At 60.5% G+C, this 24,733-nt stretch carries 26 protein-coding genes; 21 read left to right on the top strand and 5 right to left on the bottom strand.

Annotation, left to right across the window (positions count from 1 at the left end; translation table 11 throughout):
- The first annotated feature begins 98 nt into the window (after positions 1 to 98).
- The 3 genes from AC3I65_RS03320 (at position 99) to bamJ (ending at position 1,884) form a co-directional block, all read left to right on the top strand.
- Positions 99 to 440: a PA4575 family protein gene (locus AC3I65_RS03320; protein ID WP_047230158.1), complete on the top strand. Its 342-nt coding sequence runs from the start codon at positions 99 to 101 to the stop codon at positions 438 to 440.
- A 132-nt stretch (positions 441 to 572) separates the two neighbouring features.
- The gene (locus tag AC3I65_RS03325) at positions 573 to 1,061 is read left to right on the top strand and encodes a TIGR00645 family protein (protein ID WP_047230159.1); all 489 of its coding nucleotides are present in this window, start codon (positions 573 to 575) and stop codon (positions 1,059 to 1,061) included.
- Positions 1,062 to 1,266: 205 nt separating this feature from the next.
- On the top strand, positions 1,267 to 1,884 hold the full coding sequence (gene bamJ / locus AC3I65_RS03330; RefSeq protein WP_025215564.1) for a BamJ family beta-barrel-assembly machinery protein: 618 nt from the start codon (positions 1,267 to 1,269) through the stop codon (positions 1,882 to 1,884).
- Positions 1,885 to 2,011: 127 nt separating this feature from the next.
- Here bamJ and AC3I65_RS03335 read toward each other — a convergent pair whose 3' ends face one another.
- The 3 genes from AC3I65_RS03335 to AC3I65_RS03345 all read right to left on the bottom strand — a co-directional run bounded on the left by AC3I65_RS03335 (position 2,012) and on the right by AC3I65_RS03345 (position 3,970).
- Positions 2,012 to 2,269: a PA4570 family protein gene (locus AC3I65_RS03335; RefSeq protein WP_047230160.1), complete on the bottom strand. Its 258-nt coding sequence runs from the start codon at positions 2,267 to 2,269 to the stop codon at positions 2,012 to 2,014.
- 202 nt (positions 2,270 to 2,471) lie between these two features.
- Complete coding sequence (locus tag AC3I65_RS03340; RefSeq protein ID WP_076386396.1) at positions 2,472 to 2,813, bottom strand: zinc ribbon domain-containing protein YjdM; 342 nt, start codon at positions 2,811 to 2,813, stop codon at positions 2,472 to 2,474.
- 188 nt (positions 2,814 to 3,001) lie between these two features.
- Entirely contained in the window at positions 3,002 to 3,970 is a 969-nt protein-coding gene (locus AC3I65_RS03345) for a polyprenyl synthetase family protein (protein ID WP_076386394.1), read from the bottom strand.
- Positions 3,971 to 4,209: 239 nt separating this feature from the next.
- Between AC3I65_RS03345 and rplU the strand changes: the two genes are divergently transcribed.
- The 5 genes from rplU to AC3I65_RS03370 all read left to right on the top strand — a co-directional run bounded on the left by rplU (position 4,210) and on the right by AC3I65_RS03370 (position 8,102).
- Positions 4,210 to 4,524: a 50S ribosomal protein L21 gene (rplU, locus tag AC3I65_RS03350; RefSeq protein ID WP_003176051.1), complete on the top strand. Its 315-nt coding sequence runs from the start codon at positions 4,210 to 4,212 to the stop codon at positions 4,522 to 4,524.
- Positions 4,525 to 4,559: 35 nt separating this feature from the next.
- Positions 4,560 to 4,817: a 50S ribosomal protein L27 gene (gene rpmA, locus AC3I65_RS03355; RefSeq protein WP_003205738.1), complete on the top strand. Its 258-nt coding sequence runs from the start codon at positions 4,560 to 4,562 to the stop codon at positions 4,815 to 4,817.
- Between the two features lie 190 nt (positions 4,818 to 5,007).
- Entirely contained in the window at positions 5,008 to 6,231 is a 1,224-nt protein-coding gene (cgtA, locus tag AC3I65_RS03360) for an Obg family GTPase CgtA (protein ID WP_047230163.1), read from the top strand.
- Between the two features lie 278 nt (positions 6,232 to 6,509).
- Positions 6,510 to 7,628 carry a glutamate 5-kinase gene (gene proB, locus AC3I65_RS03365; RefSeq protein ID WP_047230164.1) on the top strand — a complete coding sequence of 373 codons (1,119 nt, stop codon included), beginning with the start codon at positions 6,510 to 6,512 and terminating at the stop codon, positions 7,626 to 7,628.
- 9 nt (positions 7,629 to 7,637) lie between these two features.
- On the top strand, positions 7,638 to 8,102 hold the full coding sequence (locus AC3I65_RS03370) for a CreA family protein (RefSeq protein ID WP_076386392.1): 465 nt from the start codon (positions 7,638 to 7,640) through the stop codon (positions 8,100 to 8,102).
- A gap of 182 nt (positions 8,103 to 8,284) precedes the next feature.
- Here AC3I65_RS03370 and rpsT read toward each other — a convergent pair whose 3' ends face one another.
- Positions 8,285 to 8,563: a 30S ribosomal protein S20 gene (rpsT, locus tag AC3I65_RS03375; RefSeq protein WP_003185593.1), complete on the bottom strand. Its 279-nt coding sequence runs from the start codon at positions 8,561 to 8,563 to the stop codon at positions 8,285 to 8,287.
- Between the two features lie 254 nt (positions 8,564 to 8,817).
- Between rpsT and murJ the strand changes: the two genes are divergently transcribed.
- From murJ to ispH, 6 genes are all read left to right on the top strand, one after another.
- Entirely contained in the window at positions 8,818 to 10,356 is a 1,539-nt protein-coding gene (murJ, locus tag AC3I65_RS03380; RefSeq protein ID WP_076386390.1) for a murein biosynthesis integral membrane protein MurJ, read from the top strand.
- Between the two features lie 129 nt (positions 10,357 to 10,485).
- Positions 10,486 to 11,424: a bifunctional riboflavin kinase/FAD synthetase gene (gene ribF, locus AC3I65_RS03385; RefSeq protein WP_047230167.1), complete on the top strand. Its 939-nt coding sequence runs from the start codon at positions 10,486 to 10,488 to the stop codon at positions 11,422 to 11,424.
- Positions 11,425 to 11,437: 13 nt separating this feature from the next.
- Complete coding sequence (gene ileS, locus AC3I65_RS03390) at positions 11,438 to 14,269, top strand: isoleucine--tRNA ligase (RefSeq protein WP_488523455.1); 2,832 nt, start codon at positions 11,438 to 11,440, stop codon at positions 14,267 to 14,269.
- Positions 14,262 to 14,783 carry a signal peptidase II gene (lspA, locus tag AC3I65_RS03395; protein WP_047230169.1) on the top strand — a complete coding sequence of 174 codons (522 nt, stop codon included), beginning with the start codon at positions 14,262 to 14,264 and terminating at the stop codon, positions 14,781 to 14,783. Before ileS ends, lspA begins: the two co-directional genes overlap by 8 nt.
- Complete coding sequence (fkpB, locus tag AC3I65_RS03400; RefSeq protein WP_047230170.1) at positions 14,776 to 15,219, top strand: FKBP-type peptidyl-prolyl cis-trans isomerase; 444 nt, start codon at positions 14,776 to 14,778, stop codon at positions 15,217 to 15,219. Before lspA ends, fkpB begins: the two co-directional genes overlap by 8 nt.
- A gap of 128 nt (positions 15,220 to 15,347) precedes the next feature.
- Positions 15,348 to 16,295, top strand: coding sequence for a 4-hydroxy-3-methylbut-2-enyl diphosphate reductase (gene ispH, locus AC3I65_RS03405; RefSeq protein ID WP_047230171.1), 948 nt, complete (start codon positions 15,348 to 15,350; stop codon positions 16,293 to 16,295).
- On the opposite strand, the gene AC3I65_RS03410 is transcribed toward ispH, so the two are convergent.
- Positions 16,272 to 16,787, bottom strand: a complete 516-nt coding sequence (locus AC3I65_RS03410) for a GspH/FimT family pseudopilin (RefSeq protein WP_076386386.1) — start codon at positions 16,785 to 16,787, stop codon at positions 16,272 to 16,274. The two genes, ispH and AC3I65_RS03410, sit on opposite strands and share 24 nt — an antisense overlap.
- A 114-nt stretch (positions 16,788 to 16,901) precedes the next feature.
- Between AC3I65_RS03410 and AC3I65_RS03415 the strand changes: the two genes are divergently transcribed.
- From AC3I65_RS03415 to thiO, 7 genes are read left to right on the top strand one after another with little or no spacing between them, the layout of a single operon-like run.
- Positions 16,902 to 17,375, top strand: coding sequence for a GspH/FimT family pseudopilin (locus tag AC3I65_RS03415; protein WP_047230173.1), 474 nt, complete (start codon positions 16,902 to 16,904; stop codon positions 17,373 to 17,375).
- Positions 17,372 to 17,833, top strand: coding sequence for a type IV pilus modification protein PilV (pilV, locus tag AC3I65_RS03420; protein WP_047230174.1), 462 nt, complete (start codon positions 17,372 to 17,374; stop codon positions 17,831 to 17,833). Before AC3I65_RS03415 ends, pilV begins: the two co-directional genes overlap by 4 nt.
- The gene (locus AC3I65_RS03425; RefSeq protein ID WP_488523456.1) at positions 17,830 to 18,543 is read left to right on the top strand and encodes a PilW family protein; all 714 of its coding nucleotides are present in this window, start codon (positions 17,830 to 17,832) and stop codon (positions 18,541 to 18,543) included. The genes pilV and AC3I65_RS03425 overlap by 4 nt, the downstream gene beginning before the upstream one ends.
- Before the next feature lie 9 nt (positions 18,544 to 18,552).
- Complete coding sequence (locus tag AC3I65_RS03430) at positions 18,553 to 19,032, top strand: pilus assembly PilX family protein (RefSeq protein ID WP_488523457.1); 480 nt, start codon at positions 18,553 to 18,555, stop codon at positions 19,030 to 19,032.
- Entirely contained in the window at positions 19,019 to 22,120 is a 3,102-nt protein-coding gene (locus tag AC3I65_RS03435; RefSeq protein WP_488523458.1) for a pilus assembly protein, read from the top strand. The genes AC3I65_RS03430 and AC3I65_RS03435 overlap by 14 nt, the downstream gene beginning before the upstream one ends.
- Before the next feature lie 10 nt (positions 22,121 to 22,130).
- Positions 22,131 to 22,532, top strand: a complete 402-nt coding sequence (locus AC3I65_RS03440; protein WP_076386375.1) for a type IV pilin protein — start codon at positions 22,131 to 22,133, stop codon at positions 22,530 to 22,532.
- 55 nt (positions 22,533 to 22,587) lie between these two features.
- On the top strand, positions 22,588 to 23,688 hold the full coding sequence (gene thiO / locus AC3I65_RS03445; protein ID WP_047230179.1) for a glycine oxidase ThiO: 1,101 nt from the start codon (positions 22,588 to 22,590) through the stop codon (positions 23,686 to 23,688).
- The last annotated feature ends 1,045 nt before the right edge of the window (positions 23,689 to 24,733 follow it).

Below are 24,733 nucleotides of genomic sequence, written 5' to 3' on the forward strand. Positions count from 1 at the left end.
TTTTCTTCTATCCTCAGTTCAAGGATAACGAGAGCCATCATCGGATCGAAACAGCCTTGTCCTGAGGCTGAATACCGGATCTATCGAGGGGCGCCGCCATGTCGCGCAACCTTTGCCTCACTCGTCAATGCCTGGGCCTTGTGACCCGTATCGAATGCGCCATCCGTCCGCTGGCGGGAGATACCGGTATGTGGACCTTACTCTTCGCCGCCGGAATGGCTGGCGAACAACCTTCGGCCATCAAGGCCCAAGGCCCTTTTCCCGGCCCGAATGCCGCTGAGTCCATTCTCGACACCATTGTGCAAAGCCTGACAACGCATGGTTATGAGCTGGCCGACGACCCGCAGATCTGGTGCCTGCACATGCAGGCCCAATTGCGGGAAATCAATGGAGGCCGTTGTCGCAGCGTCGACGGCTTCGAGTTTCGCCCGTTGCATTGAAAGCCGTCATCGTGCGGGCGCTGGCAGTACGGTTTAGCTCCAAGGGCTGAAGTCGCGGAGGGGCCTGGCGTTTATGACCCAGGTCGTGACTGATATACTCGCCGCGATTTTTCAGCCCTGGTGTGAGACTCAATGGAACGCTTTATCGAAAATGCAATGTACGCCTCCCGTTGGCTGCTGGCGCCGATCTATTTCGGGCTGTCCCTCGGCTTGCTGGCCCTGGCCCTGAAGTTCTTCCAGGAAGTCTTTCACATCATTCCCAATGTGTTTGCCATGGCCGAATCCGAGCTGATTCTGGTGCTGCTGTCGCTGATCGACATGGCGCTGGTGGGCGGCCTGTTGGTGATGGTGATGATTTCCGGCTATGAGAACTTCGTCTCGCAACTGGACATCGATTCCGACAAGGAAAAGCTCAACTGGCTCGGGACCATGGATTCGTCCTCGCTGAAAATGAAGGTTGCGGCCTCGATCGTTGCCATTTCCTCGATTCACCTGCTGCGCATCTTCATGGATGCCAAGAACGTCGATCCCGAGCACCTGATGTGGTACGTGATCATCCACATGACCTTCGTGGTTTCGGCGTTTGCCATGGGTTACCTGGATAAACTGACCAAGCACTGAGGTCCGTTCATCGCTGCGGCGCACCGCCCGTCTGTTGCAAAGCAGGCGGGCGTTGTCGTTTCTGGTGGCGGCGCTTTGATCAGGGGGCTCGTCACCCGCCGCGGCATCTGTGCTAGTCTGCTCGCCCTTTTGGTTCCGGGCGCTCCGGGAGGCGCTGTGTCAAGCACGGCAAATTCCCGAGCCGTCCGCACAGCGGAGCAGCATCATGTCCGAAGTTAACCTGTCCACCGACGAAACCCGCGTCAGCTACGGCATTGGCCGTCAGTTGGGTGACCAACTGCGCGACAACCCGCCACCGGGCGTGAGCCTGGACGCAATCCTGGCTGGCCTGACCGACGCTTTCGCCGGCAAGCCGAGCCGTGTGGGCCAGGACGAGATGTCCGCCAGCTTCAAAGTCATTCGCGAAATCATGCAGGCCGAAGCTGCCGCCAAGGCAGAAGCCGCCGCTGGCGAAGGTCGTGCATTCCTGGCTGAAAACGCCAAGCGCGAAGGCATCACCACCCTGGCCTCGGGCCTGCAATTTGAAGTGCTGACTCAGGGCGAAGGCGCCAAGCCGAGCCGTGAAGACCAGGTGCGTACCCATTACCATGGGACCCTGATCGATGGCACTGTGTTCGACAGCTCCTACGATCGTGGCCAGCCTGCCGAATTCCCGGTGGGTGGCGTGATCCCAGGCTGGACCGAAGCCTTGCAATTGATGAACGCCGGCAGCAAATGGCGTTTGTACGTGCCAAGCGAACTGGCTTACGGCGCTCAAGGCGTTGGCAGCATTCCGCCGCACAGCGTACTGGTGTTTGACGTCGAGCTGTTGGACGTTCTGTAAGGCATCAACGCTTAAGCAGGCTTTTGTGGGAGCGAGCCTGCTCGCGATGACGGTCGGTCAGTCAATATTGATGTTGAATGTCACACCGCTATCGCGAGCAGGCTCGCTCCCACAGGGTTTGCGCGCTTCATCCATGAAACCTGCCATTGAAATCCGCCGTAGGGCGCAACGCCCGGGCGTAACAGAACAGGAACAGATTGCGCACCAGTTCCTTGAGCACCAGCGGCTCGCTGGAATTGAGGCTGTTGAGGTCCAGATCCCCCTGGTCCTGCAGTTCGTTCAGGGCTTCTTCTTCAAGCACCGCACAGACTTCCCCGGTTTCCCGATGCAGGATTCTCAGGTAAGGGTGTGGGCGGTCCAGCCAGGCATCGATCAAATAAGTCATGGTTCTCATCTCCTTGATGGGCGTTATGAGAATAATTCTTATTCGCTAAATAGCAAGGCTCTATTGGTTTTCGAATTGTTTTTCTGGCGGTGGGTTGCGGCAGCTCAATCGGCTCGCGCTTGGCTCGGAGGCGTAAATGGGGGGTGGAGCGGGGAGGGTGAAGCACCATCCCACGCGGGGCGTGGGATGGAATACGCACGGCTCAGACTTTTCTGACGAACTCGGACTTGAGCTTCATCGGGCCGATGCCGTCGATCTTGCAGTCGATGTCGTGATCACCATCGCACAAACGGATGTTCTTGACCTTGGTGCCCACCTTGACCACCAGCGACGTGCCTTTGACCTTCAGGTCCTTGATCACAGTGATGGTGTCGCCGTCCTGCAGGACATTGCCGACCGAATCCTTCTTCACCGTCTCATCGGACGCCGTTTCAGCTTCACCGCTGGCAGACCATTCGTGGGCACACTCCGGGCAGACCAGTTGAGTACCGTCTTCGTAGGTGTATTCGGAATTGCATTTCGGGCAGGGAGGCAACGTGCTCACTAAGGTTCCTTGGGTATCAGGAGGGTAAAAGGGCGCACATTATATAGGGTTTTAGGCCGCGAAGGGCAGGGCAGTGAAATACCCTTGTGGGAGCGAGCTTGCTCGCGATAGCGGTCTGCCAATCAGCATCAAGCTTACTGACCCAACGCTATCGCGAGCAAGCTCGCTCCCACAGGGGCTTCATGCCATCAATGGGTGCGAGCCACCGCAAACTCGCTCAGTTCCACCAACGCATCGCGGTATTCGCTGGCCGGCAGGGCGTCGAGGCATTTGATTGCGCGGGCGACGTAGTCGCGGGCCAGTTTTGCGGTGTAGTCCAGCGAGCCGGAGGCTTCAACCGCTTCCCGGATGCTCTCCAGGTCTTCGATCCCGCCTTTCTGGATCGCCTGGCGTACCAGTGCCGCCTGCTCAGGAGTGCCTTCGCGCATGGTGTAGATCAGCGGCAGGGTCGGCTTGCCTTCGGCCAGGTCGTCCCCGACGTTCTTGCCCAAAGTCTCGGCGTCGCCCTTGTAGTCCAGCAGGTCGTCCACCAACTGGAAGGCCACGCCCAGGTGATCGCCAAAGGTGCGCAACGCTTCGCTTTGCTCGGCGCTGGCGCCGGCCAGGGCGGCGGCGCTGTGGGTCGAGGCTTCGAAGAGCATCGCCGTCTTGCCGCGGATGACTTCCATATAGGTTTCTTCCGTGGTGCTGGCGTCGCGCACCTTGGACAGCTGCAGCACTTCGCCTTCGGCGATGATGCGCGTGGCCTGGGACAGGATCTTCATCACCGGCATCGAGCCCAGCTCGACCATCATTTCGAACGAGCGCGAATACAGGAAGTCGCCCACCAGCACGCTTGGGGCGTTGCCCCACATGGCGTTGGCGGTCGAGCGGCCGCGGCGCATGCCGGACATGTCGACCACGTCGTCATGCAGCAGGGTCGCGGTGTGCAGGAATTCGATGGTGGCGGCCAGCAGGCGCATGTCGTCGCCTTCGCGGCCCAAGGCCTTGCCACACAACAGCACCAACAAAGGACGCAGGCGTTTGCCCCCGGCCGAAGTAATGTAATCGCCGATTTTCGATACCAGCGGCACTCGGGAAGTCAGCTGCTTCTTGATGATGCCGTCGACGGCGCTAAAATCGTCCGCCACCGCGCGGTAGAAAGCTTGGGGTTGCATCAGCGACAGGTGCTCCAGAAGGGTTGCGCGGCATGCTAGGACCCACGCCTGGGCCTGTCAAGGCGCGATGGACGGCCTCTTGCAAGGCGCTTGCGGCTTGCGTACAATCGCGCACCCTGAACTTCCTGGGCAGCACCTGCCTTACGCAATTGCATCCGGGCCTTCCAGCCCATGCAGCCATGCCAGCCAATACCTCTTCTTATAAAGCGCTGGGTGAGCAGGATTATCGGAGAAATACCATGTCGTACGCAGTAATTGTTACTGGTGGCAAGCAATACAAGGTCGCCCCAGGTGAATACCTGAAGATCGAAAAACTGGAAATCGCTACTGGCGAATCCGTGACTTTTGATCGCGTTCTGTTGGTCGCCAATGGCGATGACGTGAATATCGGCGCTCCAGTCGTTGCTGGCGCTACCGTTGTGGCTGAAGTGATCTCCCAAGGTCGTCACGATAAAGTCCGCATCATCAAGTTCCGTCGCCGTAAGCACCACATGAAGCGTATGGGCCACCGCCAGTGGTACACCGAGATCAAAATCACCGGTATTCAGGCTTAATTTCAGCCTAATTCCTCACTAGGAGAATTGAACTCATGGCACACAAAAAAGCTGGTGGTAGTACCCGTAACGGTCGCGACTCAGAAGCCAAACGCCTTGGCGTCAAGATGTATGGCGGCCAGGCTATCAAAGCGGGCAACATCATCGTGCGTCAGCGCGGCACCCAATTCCACGCTGGCTACGGCGTAGGCATGGGTAAGGATCACACCCTCTTCGCTAAAGTCGAAGGCGTGATCAAGTTCGAAGTAAAAGGCGCCTTCGGTCGTCGTTACGTAAGCGTTATCGCAGCTTAATTGCGAGACCGCTGGAAAAGCCCTGTCTTGCGACGGGGCTTTTTCGTTTGTGGGGTGAGTCTCTTGCAAAACTGTTTGTATGGGCTGTCGGCGCTGCGGTTGGGGCGTGTCATCAGGTCGCTGCGCTCATTTTTGCAAGAGTCTTATGTCTTGTTTTTTTGGCTCGTCCGTATGGCGAGAGGCGTGTGTCATGAAGTTTGTTGATGAAGTATCGATTCGAGTAAAGGCCGGCGACGGCGGCAATGGTTGCATGAGTTTCCGTCGAGAAAAATTCATTGAGAACGGTGGTCCGAACGGTGGTGACGGCGGCGATGGCGGCTCGATCTACATGCTCGCCGACGAAAACCTCAACACCCTGGTGGACTACCGTTACACCCGTCACTTCGATGCTGAGCGTGGCTCCAATGGCGGCAGCACCGACTGCACCGGCAAAAAGGGCGAAGACCTGATCCTGCGCGTGCCGGTCGGCACCACGGTGATCGACTCCGCCACCCAGGAAGTCATTGGCGACCTGACCAAGGCTGGCCAGCGTCTGCTGGTGGCCCATGGTGGCTGGCACGGTCTGGGTAACACCCGTTTCAAGTCCAGTACCAACCGTGCGCCGCGCCAGACCACGCCAGGCAAGCCGGGCGAGCAGCGTGACCTGAAGCTGGAAATGAAAGTGCTGGCCGACGTGGGCCTGCTGGGTCTGCCGAACGCAGGCAAGAGCACCTTCATTCGCTCGGTATCGGCAGCCAAGCCGAAAGTCGCCGATTATCCGTTCACCACCCTGGTGCCGAACCTGGGCGTGGTCAGTGTCGACCGCTGGAAGAGCTTTGTGGTTGCGGACATTCCGGGGCTGATCGAAGGTGCTTCCGATGGTGCTGGCCTGGGGATTCGCTTCCTCAAGCACTTGTCCCGTACCCGGTTGTTGTTGCACCTGGTGGACATGGCGCCGCTGGATGAAACCAGTGCTGCTGATGCGGCTGAAGTCATTGTCAGCGAGCTGACCAAGTTCAGCCCGGCCCTGGCAGAGCGTGATCGCTGGTTGGTGCTGAACAAGTGCGACCAGATCCTCGAAGAAGAGCACGAGGAGCGGGTCAAGGAAATCGTTGATCGCCTGGAGTGGGAAGGTCCGGTCTACGTGATCTCGGCCATTGCCAAAGAAGGCACCGAGCGCCTGTGCCACGACATCATGCGTTACATGGAAGATCGTGCCGATCGCCTGGCCAATGACCCTGCCTACAAGGAAGAACTGGCCGAGCTCGATCAGCGTATCGAAGACGAGGCGCGTGCTCAGTTGCAGGCGCTGGATGATCAGCGTGCCCTGCGTCGCAGCGGCGTGAAGTCGGTCCATGACATCGGTGACGACGATTGGGACGAAGAGGATGTGGATGACGAAGACGGTCCGGAAATCATCTACGTTCGCGACTGATCGTGTGCTGATGCCACTCAGTTGAAGCCAGGACCTGTGGGAGCGAGCTTGCTCGCGATAGCGGTGTGACAGCCGGTATCAATATTGCTGACCCAATGCAATCGCGAGCAAGCTCGCTCCCACAGGTTTAAGTGTTTCAGCGCGGTGTTATCATCGCAACCAGCCGGTTTCCAAGGCGCCGCTCATTCGAGCGGCGTTTTGGTATCTGTAAAACGCAAATACGAATAATCTCATGGGCGGTGCTGGGTCGCGCCGTTCGCTGGCAAAGGTTGAAGATGATGCGGAGCAAGGTGACGGGTGCGCAGCGCTGGGTCGTGAAGATCGGCAGCGCATTGCTGACGGCGGATGGCAAGGGCCTGGATCGCAAGGCAATGGCGGTGTGGGTCGAGCAGATGGTGGCTTTGCATGAGGCTGGCGTCGAACTGGTCTTGGTCTCTTCGGGGGCTGTAGCCGCTGGCATGAGCCGGTTGGGCTGGACATCGCGACCCAGCGCGATGCACGAGTTGCAGGCCGCTGCCGCCATCGGTCAGATGGGGCTGGTGCAGGCCTGGGAGTCGAGCTTTGCCGAGCACGGTCGCCATACGGCGCAGATCCTGCTGACCCATGACGACCTGTCCGACCGCAAGCGCTACCTCAATGCCCGCAGTACCTTGCGGGCGCTGGTCGAGCTGAAAGTCATCCCGGTGATCAACGAAAACGACACTGTGGTTACCGACGAGATTCGTTTCGGCGACAACGACACCCTGGCCGCGTTAGTGGCGAACCTGGTGGAAGCGGACCTGCTGGTGATTCTCACGGATCGCGACGGCATGTTCGACGCCGACCCGCGCAACAATCCTGATGCCAAGCTGATCTACGAAGCCCGTGCCGATGATCCGGCGCTGGACGCGGTGGCAGGCGGTACCGGTGGTGCGCTGGGGCGTGGCGGCATGCAGACCAAGCTGCGCGCCGCCCGTCTGGCTGCTCGCTCCGGGGCTCACACCATCATTGTCGGTGGTCGGCTGGAGCGAGTGCTGGATCGCCTGAAGGCGGGCGAGCGCATTGGCACATTGTTGTCCCCTGAGCGCGGCATGCTGGCGGCGCGCAAGCAATGGCTGGCCGGGCATCTGCAAACCCGTGGCACGCTGGTGCTGGATGCGGGGGCGGTGTCGGCGCTGTCCCAAGGCAATAAAAGTCTGCTGCCGGTGGGCGTGAAGCTGGTCCAGGGCAGTTTTCGTCGCGGCGAAATGGTGGTGTGCGTGGCGCCGGATGGTCGCGAAATCGCTCGCGGCCTGGCCAACTACAGCGCGCTCGAAGCACAAAAAATCATCGGTCAATCGTCTGATGCGATTGTCGGTCTATTGGGTTACATGGCCGAGCCAGAGCTGGTTCACCGTGACAACCTGATTCTCGTCTAAGGAAAAATCATGGGTTTGGCAAAAGGATTGATCGGCTTGCTGGTGGCATTGCCGCTGCTGGCCTCGGCCGAGGAAATTGGCCAAGTGTCGACGGTGTTCAAGTTTGTCGGGCCAAATGACCGGATCGTCGTTGAGGCCTTCGATGATCCGAAGGTGGACGGGGTGACGTGTTATCTGTCCCGGGCCAAGACCGGTGGTGTGAAGGGCGGCCTGGGTCTGGCTGAGGATCGCGCCGAGGCATCCATTGCCTGCCGCCAGGTCGGTCCCATCAGCTTCAAGGGGGAGCTCAAGGACGGCGAGGAGGTGTTCAGGGAGCGCACGTCGTTGGTATTCAAGACCATGCAGGTGGTGCGCTTCCTCGACAAGAAGCGTAATACGCTGGTGTACCTGGTCTACAGCGACCGTGTGATCGAAGGCAGTCCGCAGAATGCGGTGACGGCGATCCCGATCCTGCCGTGGGCTCGTACCCAATAACCTGAGGCAAATCCCAGTGTGGGAGCGAGCCTGCTCGCGATAGCTATATAACAGTCAACTTGTATTGAGTGTTAGTCAGCTATCGCGAGCAAGCTCGCTCCCACATTTTTTTGCGGTATGTGTGGTAAATCCCAGGCAATAAAAAACCGACCCTAAGGTCGGTTTTTTAACGAGCGCGTCGCTTAGGCAGCAGCGGCAACGTTCAGGGCCTTTACGTGGCCATTCAGGCGGCTCTTATGGCGAGCAGCCTTGTTCTTGTGGATGATGCCTTTATCGGCCATACGGTCGATAACTGGCACAGCCAGAACGTAAGCAGCTTGTGCTTTTTCAGCGTCTTTTGCGTCGATGGCCTTAACTACGTTTTTGATGTAGGTACGGACCATGGAACGCAGGCTGGCGTTGTGGCTGCGACGCTTCTCAGCCTGTTTTGCACGTTTTTTGGCGGAAGGTGTGTTGGCCACCGTCGAGCTCCTCGAAAGACTTTTTAGGAAATAGCAAACAAAATAGGCCGCGAATCATGCCGATGAGTTGATGTCTTGTCAAGGGCGGGTGACGCGTTCCGCTGAATGGCAGGTACAACGCACCGGATGATTTCTTTCCGGCGTGCGACCTGTAAACTCGCGGGCTTTGGCTCTGCACTGTTTAGCGGCGCGGAGTATCGCATAAGTGGGCGCGTTGTTCGCCTGCTGTTTATCGACAGGCAAAAACTCTTTTCATGAATCTGCTCAAATCGTTGGCTGCCGTCAGCTCTATCACGATGCTTTCACGCGTCCTGGGGTTCGTTCGTGACACGCTGATCGCTCGGATATTCGGTGCCGGGATGGCCACCGACGCCTTCTTCATCGCCTTCAAGTTGCCCAATCTGTTGCGGCGAATCTTCGCCGAAGGGGCGTTTTCCCAGGCATTCGTACCGATCCTGGCGGAATATAAAAGCCAGAAAGGCGACGAAGCGACCCGCACGTTCATTGCCTACGTCACGGGTTTGCTGACGCTGGTGCTGGCGCTGGTTACGGTCGCCGGCATGCTCGCGGCGCCCTGGGTGATCTGGGCCACGGCACCGGGTTTTACCGATACCCCGGAAAAATTCCAGCTCACCTCGGACCTGTTGCGGGTGACCTTTCCTTATATATTGCTGATTTCCCTGTCGTCCCTGGCCGGGGCGATCCTCAATACCTGGAACCGTTTCTCGGTGCCGGCCTTCGTGCCGACCCTGCTTAATGTCAGCATGATCGTCTTTGCGGTGTTCCTGACACCGTACTTCGACCCGCCGGTGATGGCACTTGGTTGGGCGGTGCTGGTGGGTGGCCTGGCGCAGTTGCTGTATCAGCTGCCTCACCTGAAGAAAATCGGCATGCTGGTGCTGCCGCGCCTGAATCTGCGCGACAGCGGCGTGTGGCGGGTGATGAAGCAGATGTTGCCGGCGATCCTCGGGGTTTCGGTGAGTCAGATTTCCCTGATCATCAACACCATTTTCGCCTCGTTCCTGGTGGCCGGCTCGGTGTCGTGGATGTACTACGCCGACCGCCTCATGGAGTTGCCGTCCGGCGTGTTGGGCGTGGCCCTGGGCACGATCCTGTTGCCGACCCTGGCCAAGACCTACGCCAGCCAGGACCGCCAGGAATACTCGCGCATCCTCGACTGGGGCCTGCGCCTGTGCTTCGTGCTGGTGTTGCCTTGTGCCCTGGCGCTGGGCATCCTGGCTGAGCCGTTGACCGTCTCGTTGTTCCAGTACGGCCAGTTCAACGCTTTTGACGCGCTGATGACCCAGCGGGCACTGATCGCTTACTCGGTGGGCTTGCTCGGGATCATTGTGATCAAGGTGCTGGCGCCAGGCTTCTACGCCCAGCAGAACATTCGCACGCCGGTGAAAATCGCCATTTTTACCCTGGTGATGACCCAATTGTTCAACCTGTTGCTGATCGGCCCGCTGGCCCACGCTGGCCTGGCCCTGGCAATCAGTGCCGGCGCGTGCCTCAACGCTGGGCTGCTGTTTTACCAACTGCGCAAGCAGAAGATGTATCAGCCGCAGCCGGGCTGGGGCAAGTTCGGCCTCAAGCTGCTGGTGGCCGTGGGGGTGATGTCGGCGGTGCTGCTGGGGGCGATGCATTTCATGCCAGCCTGGGGCGAAGGACAGATGCTCGAGCGTTTCCTGCGCCTGGGTGTACTGGTCGCGGCGGGTGTGGTGGCGTATTTCGGCATGCTGCTGCTGATGGGCTTTCGCCTGCGCGACTTCAACCGCAAGGGCTTGAGCTGAGGGTTTACCCTCGATAATCCCGGGCCGGGCAGTGGTTTTGTCGGCTCGATCACTTTGGGTTACGGTGTTGCCTGTCGTCGGCCGCCGGGTGTGGTTATAATCGGCCACTTTATGAGCAAGAAGCGCGTTATGCAGCTGGTTCGAGGCCTCCACAACCTGCGCCCCCAGCATCGGGGCTGTGTCGCCACTATTGGCAACTTTGACGGTGTTCACCGTGGCCACCAGGCTATCCTGGCGCGGTTGCGCGAGCGTGCCCAGGAATTGGGCGTGCCCAGTTGCGTGGTGATCTTCGAGCCGCAACCCCGGGAATTTTTCGCCCCGGACACCGCGCCGGCCCGTCTGGCCCGGCTGCGGGACAAGCTGCATCTGCTGGCCGCCGAAGGCGTCGACCGGGTCTTGTGCCTGGCCTTCAATCAGCGCCTGAGCAAGCTCAGTGCCGCCGAATTCGTCGAGACCATCCTGGTGGGCGGTCTGGACATAAAACATCTGGAAGTCGGTGATGATTTCCGTTTCGGCTGCGACCGGGCAGGGGATTTCGATTACCTGCAACAGGCCGGCAAGGCCCGGGGCTTTACCGTCGAAGCGGCGCAGACCGTCGAGATGGATGGCATGCGCGTCAGCAGTACCCAGGTCCGCAATGCCCTGGCGGCTGCCGACTTCGAATTGGCCGAGCGTTTGCTCGGCCGGCCGTACCGGATTGCCGGACGGATCCTGCACGGGCAGAAACTGGCGCGCCAACTGGGCACGCCGACGGCCAACGTGCAACTCAAGCGTCGTCGTGTACCGCTGACCGGGGTGTTCCTGGTGAGTGTCGAGATCGACGGCAAGACCTGGCCCGGTGTCGCCAATATCGGCGTCCGGCCCACGGTCCAGGGGGATGGCAAGGCCCACCTCGAAGTACATGTTCTGGATTTTGCCGGCGATCTGTATGACCGGCGTTTGACGGTGGTTTTCCACCAAAAGCTGCGTGAAGAGCAGCGTTTTGCCTCTCTGGAGGCGCTCAAGACGGCGATCCATGCAGATATCGCCGCCGCCCGTGCCCTTGTCGCAACCAGCGCCAATCGCTAATGAAGAGCCTTAAATGACCGACTATAAAGCCACGCTAAACCTTCCGGACACCGCCTTCCCTATGAAGGCCGGCCTGCCTCAGCGCGAACCACAGATTCTGCAGCGTTGGGACAGCATTGGCCTGTACGGAAAGTTGCGCGAGATTGGCAAGGATCGTCCGAAGTTCGTCCTGCACGACGGCCCTCCGTACGCCAACGGCACGATCCACATCGGTCACGCGCTGAACAAGATTCTCAAGGACATGATCGTGCGCTCCAAGACCCTGTCGGGTTTCGACGCGCCGTATATCCCGGGCTGGGATTGCCATGGCCTGCCGATCGAGCACAAGGTTGAAGTGACCCACGGCAAGAACCTGGGCGCGGACAAGACCCGCGAATTGTGCCGTGCCTACGCCACCGAGCAGATCGAAGGGCAGAAGTCCGAATTCATCCGCCTCGGCGTGCTGGGCGACTTCGCCAACCCTTACAAGACCATGGACTTCAAAAACGAAGCCGGCGAAATCCGGGCCTTGGCGAAAATCGTCGAGGGCGGCTTTGTGTTCAAGGGCCTCAAGCCCGTGAACTGGTGCTTCGATTGCGGTTCGGCCTTGGCCGAGGCGGAAGTCGAGTACGAAAACAAGAAGTCGTCGACCATCGACGTCGCGTTCCCGATCGCCGATGAAGACAAGCTCGCCGCCGCTTTCGGCCTGGGCAAGCTGAGCAAACCGGCGTCGATCGTGATCTGGACCACCACCCCGTGGACCATCCCGGCCAACCAGGCGTTGAACGTTCACCCGGAATTCAACTACGCCCTGGTCGATGTTGGCGACAGGCTGCTGGTATTGGCCGAAGAACTGGTCGAGTCCTGCCTGGCCCGCTACAACCTCGAAGGCTCGGTGCTGGCTACCGCGCCAGGTTCGACGCTGGAACTGATCAATTTCCGTCATCCGTTCTATGACCGCCTGTCGCCGGTGTACCTGGCCGACTACGTAGAGCTGGGCGCAGGCACTGGTGTGGTTCACTCCGCGCCGGCCTATGGCGTTGACGACTTCGTGACCTGCAAGAAGTACGGCATGGTCAACGACGACATCCTCAACCCGGTACAGAGCAATGGCGTGTACGTGCCGTCGCTGGAGTTCTTTGGCGGCCAGTTCATCTGGAAAGCCAACCCGGCCATCGTCGACAAGCTGACCGAAGTCGGCGCGCTGCTGCACACCACCGTCATCGAACACAGCTACATGCACTGCTGGCGCCACAAGACCCCGCTGATCTACCGCGCCACCGCGCAGTGGTTCATCGGCATGGACAAGCAGCCAACCACTGGCGACACCCTGCGCCAGCGCTCCCTCAAAGCCATCGAGGACACCAAGTTCGTGCCGGCCTGGGGCCAGGCGCGCCTGCACTCGATGATCGCCAACCGTCCTGACTGGTGCATCTCCCGCCAGCGCAATTGGGGCGTGCCGATCCCGTTCTTCCTGAACAAGGAAAGCGGCGAACTGCACCCACGCACCGTCGAACTGATGGAAGAGGTGGCCAAGCGCGTCGAAGTCGAAGGCATCGAAGCCTGGTTCAAGATGGACGCCGCCGAACTGTTGGGCGACGAAGCGCCGCTGTACGACAAGATCAGCGACACCCTGGACGTCTGGTTCGATTCCGGTACCACCCACTGGCATGTGCTGCGTGGCTCGCACCCGATGGGCCATGAAGCCGGTCCGCGTGCCGACCTGTACCTGGAAGGTTCGGACCAGCACCGCGGCTGGTTCCACTCCTCGTTGCTGACCGGTTGCGCCATCGACAACCACGCACCGTACCGCGAGTTGCTGACCCACGGCTTCACCGTCGATGAGTCCGGCCGCAAGATGTCCAAGTCCCTGGGCAACGTGATCGCCCCGCAGAAGGTCAACGACACCCTGGGCGCCGACATCATGCGCTTGTGGGTCGCCTCCACCGACTATTCCGGCGAGATGGCCGTTTCCGAGCAGATCCTGCAGCGCAGCGCGGACGCCTACCGGCGGATCCGTAACACCGCGCGCTTCCTGCTCTCGAACCTGACCGGTTTCAACCCGGCCACCGACCTGCTGCCGGCCGAAGAAATGCTCGCGCTGGACCGCTGGGCCGTGGACCGTACCCTGCTGCTGCAACGCGAATTGCAGGAGCATTACGGTGAGTACCGTTTCTGGAACGTCTACTCCAAGATCCACAACTTCTGCGTGCAGGAGCTGGGTGGTTTCTACCTCGACATCATCAAGGACCGTCAGTACACCACTGGCGCCAACAGCAAGGCGCGCCGTTCGTGCCAGACCGCGCTGTTCCACATCAGCGAAGCGCTGGTACGCTGGATCGCGCCGATCCTGGCGTTCACTGCCGACGAGCTGTGGCAGTACCTGCCGGGCGAGCGCAACGAGTCGGTGATGCTCAACACCTGGTACGAAGGCCTGACCGAACTGCCGCAAGGTTTCGAGCTGGACCGTGCCTATTGGGACCGGATCATGGCGGTCAAGGCGGCGGTCAACAAGGAAATGGAGATCCAGCGCGCGGCCAAGGCCGTCGGTGGCAACCTGCAGGCCGAAGTGACGCTCTACGCCGAAGAAGCCCTGAGTGCCGATCTGGCCAAGCTGAGCAACGAGCTGCGTTTCGTGCTGATCACTTCCACCGCCAGTGTCGCACCGTTGGTGCAGGCGCCGGCCGATGCGGTCGTCACTGAAGTCAGCGGCCTGAAGCTGAAGATCGTCAAGTCGAACCACACCAAGTGCGCCCGTTGCTGGCACTGCCGCGAAGACGTCGGCGTGAGTCCGGAGCATCCGGAGATCTGCGGCCGTTGCGTCGACAACATCAGCGGCACTGGTGAGGTTCGTCACTATGCCTAGTGCGTCTAACGTGGCGAGCCGTTTCGGCCGGCTGAGCTGGCTGTGGTTGAGCTTGCTGGTGCTGGTCATTGACCAGGCCAGCAAGTTCCACTTCGAAAACTCGCTGACCATGTACCAGCAGATCGTGGTCATCCCCGACTACTTCAGCTGGACCCTGGCTTACAACACGGGCGCGGCGTTCAGCTTCCTGGCCGACAGTTCGGGCTGGCAGCGCTGGCTGTTCGCCCTGATCGCTGTCGTGGTCAGCGGCGTGCTGGTGGTCTGGCTCAAACGCCTGGGTCGCGATGAGACCTGGCTCGCCGTGGCGCTGGCATTGGTGCTTGGGGGCGCGCTGGGCAATCTTTATGACCGGATTGCCTTGGGCCACGTGATCGATTTCATCCTGGTGCATTGGCAGAACCGCTGGTACTTCCCGGCGTTCAACTTTGCCGACAGCGCCATCACCGTGGGCGCCGTAATGCTCGCCCTGGACATGTTCAAGAGCAAGAAACCCGGAGAAGCCGTCCATGACTGAGCAGCGTATCGCTCAAAACACTGAAGTGAAGCTTCACTTCGCCCTGCACCTGGAAAACGGCGACACCGTCGACAGCACCTTTGACAAGGCTCCGGCCGTGTTCAAGGTTGGCGACGGCAACCTGCTGCCGGGCTTCGAGGCGGCGATCTTCGGTTTCAAGGCCGGTGACAAGCGCACCGTGGTGGTTCCACCGGAAAACGCCTTTGGTCAGCCCAACCCGCAAAACGTGCAGACCATGCCACGCTCCCAGTTCCAGGACATGGAACTGTCCGAAGGGTTGCTGGTGATCTTCAACGATGCGGCCAATACCGAACTGCCGGGCGTGGTGAAGGCGTTCGACGACGCCCAGGTGACCGTGGACTTCAACCATCCGTTGGCGGGCAAGACCTTGAACTTCGAAGTGGAAATCATCGACGTCAAGGCAGTTGAGATTTAACGGCAGTTACCGCCCCCACCATACCTGTGGGAGCGAGCCTGCTCGCGATGGCTGAATCACAGCCACCATCGAGTTGACTGTTCTGCCGCATCGCGAGCAGGCTCGCTCCCACAGACACGAGGCACAGCATGCAAATCAAACTCGCCAACCCCCGTGGCTTCTGCGCCGGCGTGGACCGGGCGATCGAAATCGTCAACCGCGCCCTGGAAGTTTTCGGGCCGCCCATCTATGTGCGCCATGAAGTGGTCCACAACAAATTTGTCGTCGAAGACCTGCGTAGCCGCGGGGCGATCTTCGTCGAGGAACTGGACCAGGTGCCAGACGACGTCATCGTGATCTTCAGTGCCCACGGGGTTTCCCAGGCAGTGCGTACCGAAGCCGCCGGCCGTGGCCTGAAGGTATTCGACGCGACCTGCCCCTTGGTGACCAAGGTCCATATCGAAGTGGCCCGTTACAGCCGTGACGGTCGTGAGTGCATTCTGATCGGCCACGAGGGCCATCCGGAAGTCGAAGGCACCATGGGCCAGTACGACGCCAGCAATGGTGGCGCGATCTACCTGGTCGAGGATGAAGAGGACGTCGCCGCCCTTCAGGTGCGTAACCCGGAAAAGCTGGCGTTTGTCACCCAGACCACCCTGTCCATGGACGATACCAGTCGAGTGATCGACGCCCTGCGTGCGCGCTTCCCGGCCATCGGTGGGCCACGCAAGGATGACATCTGCTACGCCACCCAGAATCGTCAGGATGCGGTCAAGCAACTGGCCGACGAGTGTGATGTCGTGCTGGTAGTCGGTAGCCCGAACAGCTCCAACTCCAATCGCCTGCGTGAGCTGGCCGAGCGCATGTCCACTCCGGCGTACCTGATCGACGGCGCTGAAGACATGCAGCGCAGCTGGTTTGACGGCGTCGAGCGTATCGGCATTACCGCCGGTGCTTCAGCGCCGGAAGTGTTGGTGCGCGGCGTGATCCAGCAACTGCAGGCCTGGGGGGCAACCGGTGCCGATGAATTGTCCGGTCGCGAGGAGAACGTCACCTTCTCCATGCCCAAGGAACTACGCGTGCGCTCCTTGCTTTGAGTCCATTTCGCACAAGGCCTGCTCGGTTTTCTCGCTGCGCAGGCTGACGCGGCCGCTGCGCGACAGGACCACCTGGTGGTGACTGACCGGCTTATGGTGTGCACAAACGTGTAACGTTCCCGCCTGAAATGCGCCGCTGGGCAGGAGCGGCTCCCCTTGGCTTGCGAATCTCACCGAATGTTTTACCGGCCCGTTGCCAATGATTCGAGCATGGCGGCTGTGCTGCGTCAGCAGTGGCTGGTCATCGCCGTCCAGCATGATTTGCCAGCCCAGGCTCCAATCGTTGTCTATCCCTTGAATCGTCACCGTCCGATTGCGCGTGATCGCTTCGCTGCGGGCGCTGCGCAGACCGCTGGCCAGCAGCCGTGCGGCGTCGTCGCGGTCAGTGGATTCCACCAGGGCTTTGTATCCGGAACCGGCCCACGGCAGAACAATCGCGGCAATCGCCAGTCCCATGAGCAGTTCGATCAGGCTAAAGCCCTGTTGATACATGACGTCTCCTCCCTGGAGAGCTTGTTGTGGCGAGGGAGCAAGCTCCCTCGCCACAGGCAGTCGTTTGTTCTAGCGTGTAGAAGCAGGTATAGCCAACGGCGACGGAGGGCATCGATGGATCTTCGTACAAAAGGTTTCACGCTGATTGAGGTGCTGGTCGCCCTTGGCGTGCTGCTGCTCCTGATCACCCTGGCGGTACCGGCCCTTACCGGTTCGGTGCAGGGCACCAAGGCCGATACCGATATTGACGACCTGCGCCGGGCACTGAACTTCGCCCGGATGACGGCGATCGACCGTGGTGTCACCACACGGATTCGCCCCACGGTCCAGGGCAGCGTATGGAGCAGCGAGCTGACGGTGTATGACAGTACTGGCGCTGAGCCCAATGTATTGCGGGTTGTTCCAGCGATGAGCAGCGGCGCGACTCTGACGCTAACCTCAGACGTGACCAGCATTGATTTCAACAACCTCGGCGGGTTGTCGGCACCGGCCACGCCGGTGACTTTCAATTATGTAAGGGGGGCGCAGAGCAGGACACTGAGTGTTTGCCTCAATGGACGAATCGTATTGGGTGGAAGTTGCGGATGAAGGGTTGCAGTAAACAGGCACAGGATGGCATGACACTGATCGAGGTGCTGGTGGCGGTGCTGATTCTTGGCGTGGGCTTGCTGGGAGCGGCGATGGTTCAGCTCAATGCCCTCAAATATACCGACAGCTCGCGCATGACCAGCCAGGCCAGCTTCATCGCCTACGACATGCTCGACCGCATTCGTGCCAACTCCGGCGCCGATTACACGGTTACGCCGCCCAGTTCACCCAATCTCAACGTAGCCCGGGACCAGGATCTCTACGATTTCAAGACCAACATCGTCAGCTTCGGCGGCGCCACGGCCACCGGCACTGTTGCGCTGCACCAGCGGGTCTACACCATTACCATCTCTTGGGACGACGCCCGGGCCGCCAACACGACCAACGCCGCCGAGGCTCGCCGCAGTTTCGTGCTGACCAGTCGCGTCGCCGTCGACCCACCCGGGGCGACGCCATGAACAGGCATTGCCGGGGATTCGGCCTGATTGAGCTGATGATCGCTTTGGTGCTCAGCCTGATTGTCGTGCTGGGTGTGGTGCAGATTTTCATCGCCGCCAAAAAGACCTACGTCAGCCAGGGCGCGGCGGCGGTGATGCAGGAGGATGCGCGGTTCGCTCTGAGCAAGATGGTCCAGGAGCTTCGTATGGTGGGCATGTTCGGTTGCCTGGAGACCGTCCTCGACGCGTCCTCGGCGGGGGATTTCAATGCCAGCAAGGTCACGCCGATCAGCTGGGACAATGCCAATCTGAAGCTGACCCTGGTGACGACGGATGTCGGCAACAGCGGCGGCGTGCCGACCTGGACCGTGATCTCGGATTGTCGCAACACGGCGACCGCCTATACCGGGGCGCGGATACCGGCGGCCGGGCAAATGGCGTTTCCGATACGGCGGCTGGTCTACAGTTTCAGCAATAACCAGTTGTTGATGGGCACCGGGGCTGGCAACCCGACCCAGGCGGTGCTGGTGGATAACGTCCGGGCATTCGATGTGACATTTGGGGTGGCCAGCAGCGCGACAGACATCGCGGCATCGAGCTACAGCCGCAACCCGAGCAATCCGGCCCTGATCCGCAGCGTGCGCCTGACCCTCACGCTCTTTGATCCGAAGAACAACGTGCGTGAGCAGACCTTCAACGTGGTTGCCGCTTTGCGCAACCGGCTTCTGTGAGGGCGACTGATGAATTCAACGCCCATCAAGCATCGCCAGCGCGGTATGGCATTGCTGGTCAGCCTGGTTTTCCTGCTGCTCCTGACGCTGATCGGACTGTCGTCGATGCAGAGCGCCACCCTCCAGGAAAAAATGACCAGTAGCGTCATGCTGCGCAACCAGTCCTTCCAATTGGCCGAGGCAGCGCTGCGGGTCGGTGAAAGTGCGGTGCAGGCCGAGACCTACTCCCTGCCGGTGTGCACCACCGCGACCCAGTGTGCACCCCCGGCTGAATCGGCAACCCTCACGACGGCCGGGCGTAATTCATCGTCGGGGGTGACCTGGATCGCCGTCCCTGGGGGGTTCTATGGCGTGCAGAATCTGGGCACCACGCTGACGGCGGTCAACGTGCCGATCAATACGTCGGCGACGCTGTACCGGATCACGGCGGTGGCTGTGGCGGGAAATAACCAGCGCAGCGTCGTGGAGAGCATCTATGCGAAATATTAAGGTGCGTCGCGATTGGAAGCAGGCGTTGTGGGGTGTGCTGCTCAGCCTGTACCTGGCTGCACCGGCCTATGCTTTCACGCCTTCGGATTCGCCGTTGCTGAGTGCCGCCGCAGTCACGCCCAACGTGATGCTGCTGATCGATGACTCGGGGAGTATGAACAACATCATTTGGGCGTCGGGGTTTGATCCGACGGTGACGCAAACGCGCACTTATGCATGCAGCGCCAGTAGCAATTGCAACGATAGGTATGAACTGGATCTGGATGACTCGAACATTCTGTTAATGAGCCTGTTGCGGGGCGGATGCTCGTCTGGCTGGTACGGTTTCTACCGGCCCGGCCTTGGTCGGATCTGTCTGCGGCTGCCAGACCCGGTGGGTGGGGGCGATACCCGCTACACCGCCAAGTACCTGGCGTATCTGGTAACCCTGGCCAACGGCTCGAACCGGGACTACACCAATGGCTCAATCCCCAGGGACTATCGAATCAACGTGGCACGGGATGTCTCCAACGACCTGGTCGCCAACAATCGTGCCTTGCGCATCGGGCTTGCCACCTTCAATCCTCCCAACTTCAGCAACTCCGGCCCGGGGGGCTACATCGCCCGTGTCGTCAGCGATCTGTCACCCGTCAGCGGCAGCGTGACCCAGACCCAGGCCAACGCCAACTACAGTGCCCTGATCAACGCCATCAACGGTCTGGGCGCGGTCGCCAATACGCCATTGGCCGAGAGCTATTACGAGGTCACCCGTTATTTCAGGGGCATGGCGCCGTACCACAACAATAGCCCCAGCACCTACACCAGCCCGATCCAGTACCGGTGCCAGAAGAATTTCGGTGTGGTGATCACCGACGGCTTGCCCACCTACGACCGTACCTTTCCCACCAACGATCCGTTAGGCGGATCCCGTCTGCCGAACTGGGATGGCATCAGTACCAACGATGGTGCTGACCGCAACGGTGACGCTGAGGGCGATACGCTTTATCTGGACGATATCGCCAAGTTCGCTTTCGACATCGACATGCGTTCCACCGGCTCCGACGTTACCGGCCAGAGCTGGAATGCCACGGATTTTCCCCGGCAGTACCTCAATACCTACACCGTGGGTTTTGCCGTCACCAATACGATGCTGTCCGACGCCGCTCGCTACGGCGCGGGTAAATATTATCCAGCGTCCGACAGCGAAGGCCTGAACTCGGCCTTGTCATCGGCCTTGAGTGACATCACCTCCAAGGCCGGATCGGGGGGCGGCGGCACCACCAACGGTGCAACGTTGTCCACCACCTCCAGCTATTACCAGACCACCTATGACCCCAAGGACTGGCGAGGCACCATCCGCGCATTCGGTTTTACCTCGGCGGGGACGGTCGATACGGCGGCCGTGCAATGGACCACCAACACCAGCATCGTGCCGGGTGCCACGGCACCGACCTATCAGTCCTGGAACACCGCGACCAACACGCCGGTAACCTTGGCCTACGGCAACTTTTCACCGGCCCAGCAAACCAGCCTCAGCCAGGGCCTGCCCACGGGGATCACCGGCAGCGATCTGGTGGAATGGAGCAAAGGTGTCAATAAAACCGGGCTGAAGGTGCGCAGCGCGTTGCTGGGGGACATTATCAACTCGCCACTGCTCCTGGCCTCGCCGAACGACCAGACCGCCTCGGACCTGCTGAACGACACCAGCTACAGCACTTACCTGGCAACCAAGGCGGCGAACATGAACGCCAATCTCGTGGTGAATGCCAACGATGGTTTCTTCAGCGTCATCAACAGCGCAAACGGCACGCGGCGTTACGCTTATATGCCCTCGAGCGTCCTGCCCTCGTTGCGGGACATCGCTGACACCAATTACATCAACGGCGTGAGTCACAAGTTCCTGGTGGATGGGCAGATCGGCGTATTCGATGCGCAATTGGGCAATGCCTGGAAGACCGTTGCCCTGGGCGGGACCGGAGCCGGGGGCAAAGCGTTCTATGCGGTGCAATTGTTCGACGCAGCGGCAGGCAATGCGCTCCGGGCGTTGTGGGAAATCAGCGCACCGACCGTCGCCAATACGGCCAACGCCTTCAATGACCTGGGCTACGCCTATGCGCGTCCCGAAGTCGCGCGCCTGGCCGATGGTCGCTGGGCCGCGTTCATCGCCAATGGCTATGGCAGCAACACCGGCGTGGCGGCACTGTACGTGGTGGATATCCGAGATGGTTCGCTGATCAGGAAAATCACGGTCAATAACAGCGAGACGGGTAACGGCCTGTCGTCGGTCAAGCTTCGGGTCAATTCCCAGAACGTGGTGCAGGCCGCGTACGGTGGCGACTTGAAAGGGCGGATGTGGAAATTCGACCTCAGCGGCACTTCCCCCACCGCCTGGGGCGTTGCGTTTGCCGGGCAGCCGTTGTTCACCGCGCCCGGTGGTGCAACCCAGCCCATCACCGTCCAGCCGTTGCTGGCGGAAAACCCTCAGGGCGGGACCCAGGTTTTTTTCGGCACGGGCAAATTCAACGAAGCGGTGGACAAGCTCAATAAGGATCTGCAGGGGTTCTATTCGATCTGGGACGCCGTCGGCGGTACCGGACAAATCCCGGTTTCGAGCCTGCAAGCCCAGTCGATCACCGGGGTGTTCTCAGGCAGCACCGGGCAATTCGTGACGACCAGCCAGACCGACGTGACGTATCCTGCAAAAAATGGCTGGTATCTGCCCTTGGTGTACAACAACGCATTGACTGGGGAACGGGTGATCAACCCGGCCAGTCTGGTGCTCGGGCGCGTGGTTTTCACCACGGCCGCGGTGGACACCACCGATCCCTGCGCCAGCTTTGGTACTGGCAAACTGATCGAGGTGGATGCGTTCAACGGTAAGATGCTCAACTACGCGGTGCTCGACACCAACGGTGACGGCATGCTCAACAGCCTCGACACGGTCTCCAGCGGAGTGATTTTCACGGGCGGGATCCCGACCTTGAGCGCTGTCGTCAGTGCCAACGGGGCCACCAACATGATCGTGAACGACTCCGGTGGCGGTATCACCGACCTGCTGGGGAAATCCGTCGGCGGCAGCCGCCGCATCATGTGGCGGCAAATACAATGAGAGATAAGGTATGCGCAGATCCAACCGGGGTTTCACCTTGATCGAAATCATGATCGTGATCGCCATCATCGGTATCGTGATCACCGTCGGCTATCCGAGCCTGACCGAATACATGAAAAAGGGCCGAAGGGCCGAAATCGCCGGGCTGCTATCGGAGCAGGCGCAGATTCTTGAGCGCCATTACTCCAAGAACAATGTCTACACCAACGCGACCGGGCTGAGCAGCGGTAATGATTTCTACACCATTACCCAGACGCTCATGGATCAGAGTTTCACCCTGACTGCCGTGCGCAACAGCGCCTCGTCCATGGCCACCGACAAGTGCGGTGATTTCACCATCAACAACACGGGCGCGCGAAGCATCATCAACGCTGCTGCCGGGCTGACTGCCAAGGATTGCTGGGGTCGCTGAGTTTATTTTTTCGGGCGCTGTCCTGCGCCCTTTGTCTTGTGAGTTGAAATAGAACATGACCAGGCAACAGCAAGTGGTGATTGTCGGCGGCGGAGTCATTGGCCTGCTGACGGCGTTCAATCTCGCGTCCGAAGGGCAGCGCGTGGTGCTGCTGGACCGCTCCAGTGTCGGCCAGGAATCGTCCTGGGCCGGCGGCGGTATTGTTTCGCCGCTGTACCCCTGGCGCTACAGCCCGGCGGTCACCGCACTGGCCCACTGGTCGCAGGACTTTTATCCACAGCTGGCCCAGCGTCTGTTCGCGGCCACGGGGGTTGATCCGCAGGTGCATGTCACCGGTCTGTATTGGCTGGACCTGGACGATCAGGCCGAAGCACTGGCCTGGGCCGAGCGGGAAGGGCGCCCGTTGCGGGCTGTGGAAATCTCGGCTGTCCATGACGCGGTGCCAGTACTGGGCGCGGGTTTCTCCCGGGCGATCCACATGGCCGATGTGGCCAATGTGCGCAATCCCCGGTTGGTGAAGTCCCTCAAGGCTGCGTTGCTGGCGCTACCCAATGTCACGCTGCATGAGCAATGCGAGGTCGGCGGGTTCATCCGCGACGGTGGGCGTATTGTGGGGGTTAACAGCTCCGAGGGGCCGATCCTTGGCGATCAGGTGGTCCTGGCGGCGGGCGCCTGGAGCGGTGAATTGCTCAAGACTCTGGGGCTGAAGTTGCCGGTCGAGCCGGTCAAGGGCCAGATGATTCTGTACAAATGTGCGTCGGATTTTCTATCGAGCATGGTCCTGGCCAAGGGCCGTTATGCGATTCCGCGTCGCGACGGGCATATTCTGGTGGGCAGTACGCTGGAGCGCGAAGGCTTCGACAAGACCCCGACCGATGTTGCGCTCGATAGTTTGAAGGCGTCGGCGCAGCAGCTGATTCCTGCGCTGGCGGACGCCGAGGTGGTCGGGCATTGGGCCGGCTTGCGGCCTGGATCGCCGGAGGGCATTCCCTATATTGGTGAAGTGCCGGGGTTCTCGGGGTTGTGGTTGAACTGTGGGCATTATCGCAATGGGTTGGTGTTGGCTCCGGCGTCGTGTCGGTTGTTTGTTGATGTGATGTTGGGGCGTGAGCCGGTGATTGATCCTGCGCCGTATGCGCCGGCGGGGCGGTTGTAGGGTTCGGCTTTGGCTTGGGGGTGAGCTTGGTGACGAGGCGGCCTGACAGCCGGCCAGGGTTTTGTTGGTTGGGTATATATCCGTTTCTGCGGTAACGGCTACTTATGGTTCCGCCCTTACGGCGGGTCACTTTTGAAGAGCGCAAAAGTAACCAAAACGCTCTTGCCCCACCACTCGGTGCCTCGCCTAGGCTCGGCATGCCCTCACTCCGGCATTGCTCCGTGGGCCCGCCGCGAAGGGCCATCCATGGCCCAGCGCGGCTACCTCGGCATCCATGCCGAGGTGCCCACTCCACAATACCTGCGTTCGGCCAGCGTGGTTAACGGGGCGCCCCAGATCAAAATCAAAAGCGAGGCGGCCTGACAGCCGGCCTGTTCTTGCGGGTGTACACCCATCAGACCTGTGAGCCGGACCTGTGGGAGCAAAGCTTGCTCGCGAGGCGGCCTGACAGCCGGCCTGTTCTTGCGGGTGTACACCCATCAGACCTGTGAGCCGGACCTGTGGGAGCAAAGCTTGCTCGCGAGGCGGCCTGACAGCCGGCCTGTTCTTGCGGGTGTACACCCATCAGACCTGTGAGCCGGACCTGTGGGAGCAAAGCTTGCTCGCGAGGCGGCCTGACAGTCGGCCTGTTTTTTGCGGGTGTACACCCATCAGACATGTTGAGCCGGACCTGTGGGAGCAAAGCCTGCTCGCGAAAGCGGTCTGACAGCCGACCTGTCTCTTGCGGGCGTAGCCCTATCCCAGTGTGGGAGCGAGCCTGCTCGCGATGTCAGCCCATCCAGCCTCGATGCAACCGAGGTGTCGCTATCGCGAGCAGGCTCGCTCCCACAGGAGAAACGCGTTCGCCCAAAACCAGGCCGGCTGTCAGGCCGCCTCGCGGAGGACGTTGATCTCGGCGCCCCGTTAACCACGCTGGCCGAACGCAGGCATTGTGGAGTGGGCATCCCGGCATGGATGCCGGGATAGCCGCGCTGGGCCATGGATGGCCCTTCGCGGCGGGCCCACGGAGCAATGCCGGAGTGAGGGCACACCGAGCCTAAGCGAG

The organism is Pseudomonas sp. N-1-13 (genome assembly GCF_057787095.1).

Excerpts from the sequence above, each read along its gene's own strand:
- pilV (WP_047230174.1), top strand. The coding sequence starts at position 17,372 with ATGAAGGGTTGCAGTAAACAGGCACAGGATGGCATGACACTGATCGAG.
- ileS (WP_488523455.1), top strand. The coding sequence starts at position 11,438 with ATGACCGACTATAAAGCCACGCTAAACCTTCCGGACACCGCCTTCCCT.
- AC3I65_RS03425 (WP_488523456.1), top strand. The coding sequence starts at position 17,830 with ATGAACAGGCATTGCCGGGGATTCGGCCTGATTGAGCTGATGATCGCT.
- AC3I65_RS03325 (WP_047230159.1), top strand. The coding sequence starts at position 573 with ATGGAACGCTTTATCGAAAATGCAATGTACGCCTCCCGTTGGCTGCTG.
- AC3I65_RS03435 (WP_488523458.1), top strand. The coding sequence starts at position 19,019 with ATGCGAAATATTAAGGTGCGTCGCGATTGGAAGCAGGCGTTGTGGGGT.
- cgtA (WP_047230163.1), top strand. The coding sequence starts at position 5,008 with ATGAAGTTTGTTGATGAAGTATCGATTCGAGTAAAGGCCGGCGACGGC.
- murJ (WP_076386390.1), top strand. The coding sequence starts at position 8,818 with ATGAATCTGCTCAAATCGTTGGCTGCCGTCAGCTCTATCACGATGCTT.
- AC3I65_RS03410 (WP_076386386.1), bottom strand. The coding sequence starts at position 16,787 with ATGTATCAACAGGGCTTTAGCCTGATCGAACTGCTCATGGGACTGGCG.
- AC3I65_RS03335 (WP_047230160.1), bottom strand. The coding sequence starts at position 2,269 with ATGACTTATTTGATCGATGCCTGGCTGGACCGCCCACACCCTTACCTG.
- AC3I65_RS03370 (WP_076386392.1), top strand. The coding sequence starts at position 7,638 with ATGGGTTTGGCAAAAGGATTGATCGGCTTGCTGGTGGCATTGCCGCTG.
- rplU (WP_003176051.1), top strand. The coding sequence starts at position 4,210 with ATGTCGTACGCAGTAATTGTTACTGGTGGCAAGCAATACAAGGTCGCC.
- ribF (WP_047230167.1), top strand. The coding sequence starts at position 10,486 with ATGCAGCTGGTTCGAGGCCTCCACAACCTGCGCCCCCAGCATCGGGGC.
- AC3I65_RS03415 (WP_047230173.1), top strand. The coding sequence starts at position 16,902 with ATGGATCTTCGTACAAAAGGTTTCACGCTGATTGAGGTGCTGGTCGCC.
- fkpB (WP_047230170.1), top strand. The coding sequence starts at position 14,776 with ATGACTGAGCAGCGTATCGCTCAAAACACTGAAGTGAAGCTTCACTTC.
- AC3I65_RS03440 (WP_076386375.1), top strand. The coding sequence starts at position 22,131 with ATGCGCAGATCCAACCGGGGTTTCACCTTGATCGAAATCATGATCGTG.
- AC3I65_RS03345 (WP_076386394.1), bottom strand. The coding sequence starts at position 3,970 with ATGCAACCCCAAGCTTTCTACCGCGCGGTGGCGGACGATTTTAGCGCC.
- ispH (WP_047230171.1), top strand. The coding sequence starts at position 15,348 with ATGCAAATCAAACTCGCCAACCCCCGTGGCTTCTGCGCCGGCGTGGAC.
- thiO (WP_047230179.1), top strand. The coding sequence starts at position 22,588 with ATGACCAGGCAACAGCAAGTGGTGATTGTCGGCGGCGGAGTCATTGGC.
- AC3I65_RS03430 (WP_488523457.1), top strand. The coding sequence starts at position 18,553 with ATGAATTCAACGCCCATCAAGCATCGCCAGCGCGGTATGGCATTGCTG.
- rpmA (WP_003205738.1), top strand. The coding sequence starts at position 4,560 with ATGGCACACAAAAAAGCTGGTGGTAGTACCCGTAACGGTCGCGACTCA.
- AC3I65_RS03320 (WP_047230158.1), top strand. The coding sequence starts at position 99 with ATGTCGCGCAACCTTTGCCTCACTCGTCAATGCCTGGGCCTTGTGACC.
- proB (WP_047230164.1), top strand. The coding sequence starts at position 6,510 with ATGCGGAGCAAGGTGACGGGTGCGCAGCGCTGGGTCGTGAAGATCGGC.
- lspA (WP_047230169.1), top strand. The coding sequence starts at position 14,262 with ATGCCTAGTGCGTCTAACGTGGCGAGCCGTTTCGGCCGGCTGAGCTGG.
- bamJ (WP_025215564.1), top strand. The coding sequence starts at position 1,267 with ATGTCCGAAGTTAACCTGTCCACCGACGAAACCCGCGTCAGCTACGGC.